Consider the following 10,911-nt stretch of genomic DNA (forward strand, 5'->3'; position numbering starts at 1 on the left):
GCTCGGCCTCGACCGCTGTCATGATCACGCACCGCTCCGGATCGCCGGGGTATTCCCACTCGCCATACTTCCGCCGCTCGTGAACGTTTTCACGAGCGCAACGGCGAGTCTAGGCCCTGCGCCCGCGGTTGGCACAGGTGCCGGGATCGCGAACAGGCCCGCGTCGCGTGCAGCGACGAACCGCGGGTCCGAACCCCAGCAAATGGATCACCATGGCCGTAAGGTGAGTGGGGATGATGTACCGGATCAGGGGCTGTGATCCCCGCCCCGCAGCACCCGGGGCGCGACCGGACACTCGACCGGACAGGAGCACGGGATGAGCGTCGAGACCGTCACACTGTCCACGGCGGACGGACCCATGGATGCTGTCGTCGCGCATCCGGCCGACGTGCCCCGCGGCGGTGTCATCGTCGCCCAGGATGCATTCGGGCTCACCGGGTACATCGCGACCGTGTGCGAGCGTTTCGCCGCCGTCGGCTGGCGTGCCATCGCGCCGGCCTTCTACCACCGGGCGGGGTCACCGGTCTTCGCCTACGACACCGATATCGCCGCCATCCGACCGACCACGCAGGCGCTCAACAGCCTTGAGATCCTTGATGACGTCGACGCGACTATGGAATTGCTCGCCGACGAGGGAACCGCGATCGACCGCATCGCGGTGGTCGGTTTCTGCATGGGCGGGACAGTGGCGACGATTGCCGCCGCGCACCGTCCGCTCGGGGCCGCTGTCAGCTTCTACGGCGGCGGGCTCGTCCAGGGCCGGTTCGGCGAGGCGCCCCTGGTCGAGGTGGCGGCCCGCCTCCAGGCACCGTGGTTGGGCCTTTTCGGTGACCTCGACCAGAGCATCCCGGTGGAACACGTCGAAGCCATGCGATCGGCCACCGGGGACGCCGCCGTGCCGACCGAAATCGTCCGCTACCCGGGCGTGGGGCACGCGTTTCACTGCGACGTACGGCCCACGGGATACAACGCCATCGCCGCCGCGGATGCCTGGGCCCGCACGCTGGCCTGGCTGGACGCCCACATTCCAGCCTGATCATCAAGCCTGGCCGCCCGGGGCGCCGAGGTTATCCCGGTAACCCGCGATACCCGCGATACCGGGTCAGGAGGGGCGGGTGGCGCGGTGCAGTGCCACGATGCCGCCGGTGAGGTTGCGCCAGCCGACCCGTGTCCAGCCGGCTCCGCCGATGCGCGCGGCCAGGGCCGGCTGGTCCGGCCAGGCGCGGATCGACTCGGCCAGGTAGATGTAGGAGTCCGGACTGCTGCTGACCGCGCGGGCGAGCCCGGGCAGCGTCCGCATCAGGTACTCCAGGTAGACCGTGCGCCACGGCGCCCAGGTGGGCCGGCTGAACTCGCAGACGACCAGGCGTCCACCCGGCCGGGTCACCCGCGCCAGCTCCGCGAGGCAGCCGTCCACATCGACGACGTTGCGCAGGCCGAAGGAGATTGTCACCCGGTCGAAGGAGGCGTCCGCGAACGGCAGCTTCAGGCCGTCCCCGGCGACCAGAGCAACAATGCCGCCACCGGCAGTATTGATCTGCTGACGGAGACGTTGGCGGCCGACCCTGAGCATGCCCAGGGAGAAGTCGCAGGCAACGACCGCGGCGCCGCGGGCGGCGAACGCCCGGGAGGAGGTAGCGGTACCGGCCGCCAGGTCCAACACCCGGAGTCCCGGCCGCAGCTCGAGCGCGTCGGCGGTGGCGATGCGCCAGGTCCTGTCCCGGCCGGCGGACAGCACCGTGTTGGTCAGATCGTAACGGCGTGCAACACCGTCGAACATGGCCGCGACCTCGTCCGGACGCTTGTCCAGCCCGGGTCGGCCGGCCGAGGTACCGGGCGTCGGCGCGGCGCTGCCGCCTGCCCCGCTCACCGAAACACCGCCGGGGGGCCTGCGGCGGCGACATCCACGGCCAGCTGATCGTCTCCGGCCGCCATGGCGAGCGCGGCCTGTGCCGCCTCCCAGTCGGTGGTGGCGCCGATCGCCGCGAGCCGCGCCCGGGTCGCGGTGTCACACAGCGCTCCGGCCACCCCGGCCTCGTAGAGGTCGCGGGCACGCACGCCCAACGCGGCGGCCACCGCGTGTTCACGTCCGAGATCGGTGTCGAACATGGCCGGGTCGTCGGTGGCCAGCGAGCAGCGGACGCCGGCGGCCATGAGCGCGGACAGCGGATGCGCGGCGAGCTCAGTCACCGACCGGGTCCGCAGGTTGGACACCGGGCAGACGTCCAGGACGATGTTCCGTTCCGCGAGTTCAACCATGAGATCGGGATCGTCCACGGCGCGTATGCCGTGACGGATGCGGCGTGCACCCAGCGCGTCGACAGCGCCTCTGATCGATTCCGGTCCGGTGGTCTCGCCCGCGTGCGGGACGGCGGCCAGGCCTCCATCGGCGGCGATGGCGAACGCCCGTGCGTACGGCTCGGGCGGATGACCGACCTCCGGCCCGCCGAGGCCGAGGCCGACGATCCCCAGGTCCCGGAACCGGACCGCCTGGCGCGCCACCTCGCAGGCCGCCTCCGGCGGCAGGATGCGGTCGACGTCCGGGGTCAGGCGCATGTCCAGGCCGAACCGTTCCCGCGCCTCGGCCACGCCGTCGGCGTAGCCGTTGAAGATCTCCTCCCAGGAGATTCCGCGCTGAACCCGGAACCACGGCGAGAAGATCCCCTCGACGTACACGGCGCCGTGCCCGGCCGCCTGCGCCGCGTAGTCGACGACGACCTGGCGGAAGTCCTCGGCGGTGCGCATCACGTGCGTGGTCATGATCCAGATCTCGATGAAGTGGTCGAAGTCCCGGAACCGGTAGAGCTCGGTGAGGCCCTCGACGGTCGTCGCCGGCAGCGGCTCGCCGTTACGCCGCGCCATCGCCAGCAGCGTCTCCGGGCGGACGGTGCCCTCCAGATGGACGTGCAGCTCGATCTTCGGTCCGGTGCGCACGGTCACCCGGTCAGGCTAGCCGGACGCCTCCCGCACCGGGTCGGCGCATTACCCCCGAGAGATCTCCCGGCTGAACATCCGAGGACGAGCTCTCTGTGCACGCCGTACGGCTTGGCGTGGGCGAGTGGGGACTGATCCCGGATGTGCTGATCCCGGGTGTACCCAGGCTGTCTGGCCGATCGCGTCTGTCCGGTGGTGGGCCGCCGATGGTGGGTCTCGCGGACCCGGAGGGCGATCTCGACGCGGTTTCGGGCGGCCAGCTTCGCCATTTGATGTCCCGCACCTGGGCGGGAGCGGTACGGGAGGATGGCGGGGTGAGCCGGCCGTTGCTGCTTGGTCGCGAGCAAAGCCACCTCTCCAGCCGTGCGGCGCGCTCCGACGGATTCGTCAGCAGTGCCGATGCGAGCCCCGGATTGGGGACGCGGCCGTTACGAGGACACGGCCTCGGCCCTCCTGCCCGCGGCACGCGCCGTGGTCCGCGCCGCTGCGCTGTGCCCCGGTGAGCGTGTCCTCGACGTCGGCTGCGGAACTGGGAATGCCGCTTTGCTCGCTGCGGGCGCAGGCGCCCGCGTCATCGGGATCGACCCCGCCTCCCGGCTTCTGGAAGTGGCGCAGGGCCAAGCCGTCGACGAGGGTTCGGACACCTCGTTCCTTCCTTGCGAGGCGGACTGCCTGCCGGTCCCGGCCGCGAGCGTTGATGTGGCCCTATCCGCGTTCGCGGTGATCTTCGCTTCCGAGCTCGCCAGCGGTGTCAGTCGTTTCGGCGTCATCGGTCGGTGTGACGGGATCCTCACCGAGGAGCGAGCCGATTTTATCGGTGGCGTCGCGGGAGGCCGCGGGCATGACGTGGCTGTAGACGTTCATCGTCACGGCGATCGCGGAATGCCCGAGTAGTTTCATGACAACCCGCGCCGGCACGCTCTGGGCGAGCAGGAGCGACGCACAGGTGTGTCTCAAATCGTGAGTGCGCCGTGAGGCACTGAGGATCGAAGGATGCGCGAGACCTCCTCGTCAGGCTGTCGCAGCAGTCTGGTGGGAACTAAGCGCAGCCCGAGCCGGGTCACGCCGGAGAGGGTGAGAGCAGCCCTGACAAAGCCGGGACGGGCCAGCACCGTCAGATGGTCCGGGTTCGGCGAGCGGGACGGAGAGGAGCACGCGACGAACCGGCGTGTGACACCCCCTTGATGCGGCACCGGCTCGAACCTGACGGATCTGGGCCAGCAGCGGCAGCCGGGCTCACCGCCGCCTTCGGCTCGTTCAGACTGTCCGCCGGGACACGAGCCAAGGCCCTGCCGTAGCGGTGCAAGATCTTCGTTATAGCGATCAGCGACCATGACCGGAAGGTGCTCTGGGCTCGGGCGCACAACACATGCGCCATGTGCAGGAAGCCACTCGTCGTGGACGGCGACGCGAACAGCCGGGAGTGGGGGTGTCCGATCAGCGGTGAGTGTCGGGCAGAGTATTCCTGCGGCGTGCCCAGGCACCCTTCCCAGAGCCGGGAAGGGTGCGAACCGATAACACGTATGTTATCGTGGGCGGGTGGTCTGGCAGGTCTTGATCCATCCCGCCGCAGATGCCGAGCTGGGCAAGATCCCCGCGACGGAGCGGGCAGCGATCGTCACAGCTTTCGACAAACTACGAGCCATCGGTCCGACGTTGGGCTACCCGCATACCAGTGACATCAGGGCCGCACGCCACCTTCGAGAGCTTCGACCGCGGCAGGGTCGCAGCCCTTGGCGGGCGTTCTATCGACAGATCGGACAGATCCTCGTCATCGGTGCGGTTGGACCGGAGGCCGAAGCTGACCCGGCTGGCTTTCGGCGGGCCGTCGCCATCGCCGTGCGACGCCTTGACAACCTGGAGGAGGACAAATGAAGCTTTCAGACCTCAAGCCACTCGACCAGGTGATCGACGAGCAGCGCAGCGACGAGGAGTTTCGCCGGGTATGGGACGGTGCGGCGTTCGCCCGCGAGATCGCCAACCGGGTCGTCAACTTCCGCACCCGTAAGGGCCTATCCCAGCGCGAGTTGGCGGCGCTGGTCGGCATTGCCCAGCCTGCGATCTCCCGCTTGGAGCAAGCCGAGCACCAGCCTTCGTTCGAGACACTTGCGAAGTTGAGCCGGGCGACGGGCCTTACGTTCCATTTTGAGGTCGTGGACGGCACTGTCGAGCTCGTCGACGCATGATTGGTACCGAACCAGACTTCCCCGGCGGATATGAGACTGTCGCTGACTGGATCACCGAGCTCTACAACGACAAGCCTGGTCGTTGCCTGTGGACGGTGCTTGACGATCCGTTGCGCTTGGCACTGGCCCAGGGCTGGGTCTGGGACGTCAATGGTCGCCAGGCCGACGACGACCTCGCCGAAGACCTAGCCGCCTACGACTCGGACAACAAGCAGTTTGACGAGATGCTCGCAGCCTTCGTAGATCACTGGCGGTACGTCTACCGAGGGCTGAGCAAGGGCGTCGGCCTGCTTCGGTGGACGACGCTCGTCGGCGCGAATATGGAGCTCGTCGTCCTGACGTCCTCGACGTACATCGGGACGCAGGGCGGTCGCAAGATTCCGGGGCACTCCTTTGTGACGCACCTGGACGGGGATGACTGGCTGATCGCGGCGACTGCACGGCGCCTCCCGGTCCCAGGTTGGCCACCCTCCGAGGCGACCATCCCAGGCCTGGAGATCGACGGATAGCCGCGTCGCCGAAAATGCCATCGTCCTCTCCGCGCCAGTGAGGTGTTTTGGACCCACGCCTGAGCGCGTCCATCAGCTGTCGCCAAATGATCATGATCCGTGCACCACCTCCCTGGGCTCCGCTCGTCCGCCGGCTGGTTGGAATCATCGCCGCTCCATGAGGGAGACAGCTATGCGACCGGACGATCCTGTCCGACCGCGCCGACTGCATCGACCTCGAAGCCACCTACACCGGCATCGACGACAACCGCCCCGGTGACTGGCTGGAACGGCTCATTGCAGACCTCGACCACCAGATCGCGCCGCACGTCTAGGCGGGCTTCTGTCGGTGTATTGGTCGAGGTGGGCGAGACGGCCGACGACCAGGCCCGCACCGACGGGGGCGCGGTCCTGGTCGTCGAGCTCGCCGGCGCAGGCCGGTTCGCTTCCCACTGGCTGGACCCAACGGGCCTGGTCTCGTACGGCTACGGCGGGACCCGCCCCAGCGCTACGTGGAGGCGGTGGTCGAGGCGCTCGCCACCGCCACGCAGGCATCAACGCGATGGGTGACATAAACGCTGTTGATCAATCTCGGTGGGGCGGCCTGCGGATATGCCGTCCTCGACAAACTGCCGGTAGCCCCGCTATCCCGCCGCGCTGAAAGACGGACCTGCCGAGCGCCGACCCTGGGACCTTCCAGGTTCCGCTCACGGGACCTACCGGCCAGGATCCTCTTGACGGGGCGCTCGACCGATGGAAGCAGGGCCGGTCGAACGCGATGTTCTGACCTCAGGGTGCCACGGTTGGCGTGACGCCGGGTCCGTAGAAGGGTCATATGCACGGAGGAGGGATCGACGGCGTGAGACGGACGATCGGGTTACTGTTCGTGATGGTGGTCCTTGCGGCGGGAGTGCTGGTCGCGGCGCCGGCAGCGCAGGCAGCGCAGGCCGCAGATTCTGTCTACGTCTACCGGAACCAGGGCACCGGCCAGTGCCTCCTCGATAGCAACATCCGCGGCTTAGTGGCAGATACCTGTTACGGGTCCGACGATCAACGCTGGGTCGTTCACCCGTGGGGGGACGGCACAGTCCGCCTGGGGAACGTCGGCACCGGACGTTGCATAAACGACAGCTTCAGTATCGGCAGCATCTCATCAGAGGCGTGCAACAGCAGCGAAAACCAGAGCTGGTGGGTCGTGTACTGGGCCGACAAGACCCGCAGATTCCAGAACCAGGCCACCGGCCATTGCCTTGACCAGACCTTAGACGGCGGCCTCCGCACATGGGAGTGCAACAGCGGCAAGAACCAGAGCTGGTACAACCACATGTAGCCGAGCGGGCTGCGTGGAACGAGGACGCGAGGAAGTTACGCTTCACCCTGCGGGTACGCCCTCTACCTGGACGATGGTCCTTAGACAAGACCATCGTCCAGGTAGAGGGAAACTTCCATTTCCGCGGCGCGCTCTCGCGATCAGGCCTACTGAAAGGCCCTGGGCTAATGGACTCGATGTCATGTGATCGATGAGAGCGGCGGCCGCCGGTAGGCGGGGGTCACCGCCGGGATGCGGGGTGAAACCAGGCCAGGTGGCCCCGGATCCCGTCCCGCCACGGCTGCCGCCGTGACACACTGATGTGCGATCATCTTCCAGTGCCATGGCTAAGGAGTCGGTGTGAACACGGTCCTGGTACAGGTTCCCCAAGACCCGACGGCCAATCATGTATTAGCCCCGTCACCCCTGGTACGCGAACTCGGATCGGGCGAGGAAGCGATATTCGGGCGGGGCGGGCGGGGTCATCCTGTGGACATCGAACTCAGCCACCCAGGCGTGTCCCGAACGGCCGGCCGCGTCCGGGCGACCGAGGACTTCTGGACAATCAGCAACCTCTCGCCCGACCGAACCTACGTGGTCGAGAATCCCGAGGGTGGCGGCGAGTTTGTCAAGGTCGCGCCACGACGGCTGGACATGCCGGTGCCGTTCGAGTTTTCTCGTGTCGTCCTTCCAGCGGGTGTTACCCGGGTCAGTTTCCTTGTCTTCGCGCATCAGCACACATACCTCGACCAGACGCCCATCGCGCCGGCCGGACCGGATGCGACGACCTCGGCCTATCCACTCGACCAGACCACCAAGTACTTCCTGGTTCTCGTGGCGTTGTGCGAACCTCGGCTTCGCGACGGCGCGTCGGCGGTCATCCCATCAGTACCTGATGTCGTCCGCCGGCTGGCAAAGCACCCCGACTGCGGCGATCTCAGCCGCAGCGCCGTGGGCTTCCACATCGACTACCTCGCCCGCACCAAGCTTAGGATCCGCAGACCTTCAGCCGACGTCCCCGGTGCTCGGGCGGACTGGCAGCGAGCGGCGTTGGTGTCCCTCGCGCTGCGTTTTGACCTCGTGCGCGTCGAGCACGTCGCGCTGCTTGACCAAGGCTTGCCCGCCGCACTCGTCCAGCGCGCGATCGCCTCGCCATCGCTCCGGGTCAGCCCGTCTGGCCTCGCGGTCGGTACCTGACTAGGTTCTGAGCCACCCGCTCGGTGTATTTCACCCAACGAGCGGGGATCCCTCCCGCATTGCGGACGCTGTCCGCGGAGGACCGGTAGGCAGCCGCCAGCAGAAGCTCGGGAGTGCCCGGAACCTCTTCGAGTTGTGGGGCGAGAACGCATAGATAGCGCCCTACGGCGGGGATCGATTCCTCCGGCGAGAACGGCGGCTTGGGCGTCACGCTGCGCTGACCGGGCGGGAGGTAGTATTGAAGCACCTGTGGTGTCCAACGAGCTATACCGTATTCGTCACGAGCGGGGTCACTCAGATTCGGGTCGAAGCCGCTCTCCGCCTCGAGCATCGCCGCGACCAGTGCGGGGCTGATATGCGGGTCGTCGCATATGGTGCCGGCCTGGATGATCAGGCGGTAGTACTCGGCTGCTATTCCGGCCTCGGTATTGAGCCAGCGCGCCACGTCCGTACCGCCGCTCTCGGTGGCCGCCGACGGCGGCCTGGTGCCGAGGGGAGTGGGCTGTTCGCCTCCGGGCAAGATAACCATTGTGATCGTGGTTGCCGCCGCTGCCGACAGGAGCAAACCAGCAGCACCCACCGTGACCCTCATGCGGGGTCTTCGTCGCGATGGTCCAGGTGAAACGGTCCCGTGGCGGTCAGTCCCATGTATTTCAGGCAGCTGCGTATCCGGTAGCGACGTGCCCGACTGACCCTCGGTCGGCGATGGCGCGGTGCCAGCAATGGTGGCCGCGATCGCGGGGCCGGGCGCCGGTGACGCATCCGCATCAGGTGATCCACCGGTTTCGGCGAGCCGCCTCGCCCGCCCGAGCAGGTCCTCCGCGGTGTGACGGCGTCGCGTTTCGTGGTCCTGTGCGAGACAGTCCGCCACGAACGCACGCCAGCCGGGCGAGATTTCGGGAGCGAGCGACAGGCCGCAGCGGCCCGCGACATACTCCGATACCGCCGCGACCCGCGCGCGGACCGTCGGACCTGGGAAGGGATGACGGCCAGCAAGCAGGATGTGCGCAGTGACCCCGAGCGCCCAGACATCCAGCGTGGTACGGACCGCTGCGCCACGCTCGGTCAGCGGTACGGCGAAGCGTTCGGCGGGGGCGTAGTCCAGCGAGCCGTATCGCGGCAGGTAGCCATGAGTTCCGTCGAGTTCGGCGGCCAGACCGAAGTCGGACAGTTGAATTGACCCGTCCGCCATCCGCAAGATGTTCGCCGGCTTGAGATCGCCGTGGATCCACTCTCGAGAATGAAGGAACGCAATTCCTTCGCACACCTGTACGATCAGGCGCTCGGCGTCTGGGACCGGCCCATGCGAACGACGTACCAGGTCATCGAGGCTTTCGTCGGCCATGTCCATCACGAGCACAGTCGCGCCGTCCAGATCGGGCCGGTCCGCTTCATCGACGGTCAGCGCCTGGTAAAGCCGGACGAGGCGAGGATGACGCAGCCTGCGGTGGAGCTCGGTTTCGCGAGTGACCATCGCCTTCACGTGCGCGAGCTGCCGGACGGAAAGCGTACCGGTCGGAATGAACTTCAGCGCCGCTTGCGTGGGCAGTCCGGCGGTATCAGGGGTATCAGGCGCGCGAGATGCACCAGATGCGGCGGGGGTTTCCTGGGCGTCAGTGCCAGCGACGGCAACGCTCGCTTCGGCCACGGGGCCGTCCGGTGCTGCCAGTTCGCCGCGGTAGACACTGCCCCAGCTTCCGCTGGCGACCGGCTCCACCACGCGCCAAGTATCAACTCGGTAGCCTCGGGGCACGCTCACTGCCCAGCCAACGGTGTCGTCCACTGCCCAGCCAACGGTTTCGTCCATTCGCCCATGCTCCGAATCTCGAAGGCCAAAAAAGCAGCTCAACGGCTTGTCAGGCACTCGCGTCCACACTGCGTTAGGCGCTTCGCTCGGCCACCCACAATCTGGCCAATCCTAGCCTCGGCTATTCACGCCAATTACTGTTGATCTAATCGGTCGTGGCGGGCCGGGAACGGAAAAGTGCCTCTGAGCTGGGACGATACGGGTGTCTGAAGTCCATGTCGTCAACGGAATCAAGAGGCACTTCTCAGGCGAAGTCTACGGGCTGGTCGAAGGGGCTGCCGGTCGCGGTCGGCGGCGCCGGCGGGCACCCGCCAGTTCCCCACGCACGATCGGGGCCGGGTGCTGACCGACGTGGCGGTGGCGGTGGCCGGGATCTGGGGAACACAGTGGTGATCCGGCCCCGGCCGGGTCGGGCGGGCGCGAACACCGCGGCCGACAACATCGCCGTCCTCGACGAGGCGATCACCCAGATCCCCGAACCGTACCGTGACGATCTGCTGTCACTGTTCGAACAGCACGAGGGCTTCCGCTTCCAGGTCACCGCCACCAACCTGCCCACCGGACGGATCCCGTTCCTGGAGGCCTGCCACCGCGTCCAGGCCCGGGTGGAATCCCGTATCCGCTGCGGCAAGGACACCGGCCTGCGCTGGCTCCCATCCCACAAATTCACGATCAGCAGCGTGTGGTGCGTCGCCGTCGGTATGGCCTGCGACCTGCTGGCCTGGCCGGCCCTCCTCGGCCTGGACGGTGAGCTGGCGAAAGCCGAACCCGAAACCGTCCGCTACCGGCTGCTGCACACCGCCGGACGGATCATCCACGGCCAGCCCCGCCGCCGGCTCCGCATCCCCGAAACCCGGCGCTGGGCCGACGCCCTGGCCACCGCCTTCACCCGCATCCAGGCCCTGCCCGCCCCCGACCGACACACCCCCACCGCCCCGACGAGACGAAAGGACCGCTTCCGGCCCGTCGAGCCGGCGCCCACCCGGCCCG

General features: G+C 67.7%; 12 protein-coding genes. 8 read left to right on the top strand and 4 right to left on the bottom strand.

The genetic code is table 11. The features are described from left to right. Positions 1–316: 316 nt before the first annotated feature. Positions 317–1,036: a dienelactone hydrolase family protein gene (locus U9979_RS22020; RefSeq protein WP_322780811.1), complete on the top strand. Its 720-nt coding sequence runs from the start codon at positions 317–319 to the stop codon at positions 1,034–1,036. Positions 1,037–1,102: 66 nt separating this feature from the next. Here the strand turns inward: U9979_RS22020 and U9979_RS22025 are convergent, their stop codons facing one another. After that, positions 1,103–1,780 (bottom strand): demethylmenaquinone methyltransferase, encoded by a 678-nt coding sequence (locus tag U9979_RS22025; RefSeq protein ID WP_322780820.1) that lies wholly within the window; start codon positions 1,778–1,780, stop codon positions 1,103–1,105. 86 nt (positions 1,781–1,866) lie between these two features. Next, entirely contained in the window at positions 1,867–2,934 is a 1,068-nt protein-coding gene (gene add / locus U9979_RS22030; protein ID WP_322780821.1) for an adenosine deaminase, read from the bottom strand. 399 nt (positions 2,935–3,333) lie between these two features. Between add and U9979_RS22035 the strand changes: the two genes are divergently transcribed. The 4 genes from U9979_RS22035 to U9979_RS22050 all read left to right on the top strand — a co-directional run bounded on the left by U9979_RS22035 (position 3,334) and on the right by U9979_RS22050 (position 5,629). Continuing rightward, positions 3,334–3,828, top strand: a complete 495-nt coding sequence (locus tag U9979_RS22035; protein WP_322780812.1) for a class I SAM-dependent methyltransferase — start codon at positions 3,334–3,336, stop codon at positions 3,826–3,828. Between the two features lie 645 nt (positions 3,829–4,473). Continuing rightward, positions 4,474–4,809, top strand: a complete 336-nt coding sequence (locus U9979_RS22040; RefSeq protein WP_322780813.1) for a type II toxin-antitoxin system RelE/ParE family toxin — start codon at positions 4,474–4,476, stop codon at positions 4,807–4,809. Continuing rightward, positions 4,806–5,120: a helix-turn-helix transcriptional regulator gene (locus U9979_RS22045; protein ID WP_322780814.1), complete on the top strand. Its 315-nt coding sequence runs from the start codon at positions 4,806–4,808 to the stop codon at positions 5,118–5,120. The genes U9979_RS22040 and U9979_RS22045 overlap by 4 nt, the downstream gene beginning before the upstream one ends. After that, the gene (locus tag U9979_RS22050) at positions 5,117–5,629 is read left to right on the top strand and encodes a hypothetical protein (RefSeq protein ID WP_322755282.1); all 513 of its coding nucleotides are present in this window, start codon (positions 5,117–5,119) and stop codon (positions 5,627–5,629) included. The genes U9979_RS22045 and U9979_RS22050 overlap by 4 nt, the downstream gene beginning before the upstream one ends. A 170-nt stretch (positions 5,630–5,799) precedes the next feature. On the opposite strand, the gene U9979_RS22055 is transcribed toward U9979_RS22050, so the two are convergent. Beyond that, positions 5,800–5,937 (bottom strand): hypothetical protein, encoded by a 138-nt coding sequence (locus U9979_RS22055; protein ID WP_322780815.1) that lies wholly within the window; start codon positions 5,935–5,937, stop codon positions 5,800–5,802. 530 nt (positions 5,938–6,467) lie between these two features. Between U9979_RS22055 and U9979_RS22060 the strand changes: the two genes are divergently transcribed. Together U9979_RS22060 and U9979_RS22065 are read left to right on the top strand one after the other, a co-directional pair. Further along, the gene (locus tag U9979_RS22060) at positions 6,468–6,938 is read left to right on the top strand and encodes an RICIN domain-containing protein (protein WP_322780816.1); all 471 of its coding nucleotides are present in this window, start codon (positions 6,468–6,470) and stop codon (positions 6,936–6,938) included. Positions 6,939–7,277: 339 nt separating this feature from the next. After that, complete coding sequence (locus tag U9979_RS22065) at positions 7,278–8,114, top strand: hypothetical protein (protein WP_322780817.1); 837 nt, start codon at positions 7,278–7,280, stop codon at positions 8,112–8,114. Here U9979_RS22065 and U9979_RS22070 read toward each other — a convergent pair. Continuing rightward, the gene (locus U9979_RS22070; protein WP_322780818.1) at positions 8,083–9,834 is read right to left on the bottom strand and encodes a protein kinase domain-containing protein; all 1,752 of its coding nucleotides are present in this window, start codon (positions 9,832–9,834) and stop codon (positions 8,083–8,085) included. The genes U9979_RS22065 and U9979_RS22070 overlap by 32 nt on opposite strands. A gap of 476 nt (positions 9,835–10,310) precedes the next feature. Here U9979_RS22070 and U9979_RS22075 point away from each other — a divergent pair. Next, the coding region (locus tag U9979_RS22075; protein WP_322780819.1) for a transposase at positions 10,311–10,911 on the top strand (601 nt) is incomplete at its 3' end.

Source organism: Protofrankia sp. Cas4 (assembly GCF_963555915.1).
GTDB lineage: Bacteria > Actinomycetota > Actinomycetes > Frankiales > Frankiaceae > Protofrankia.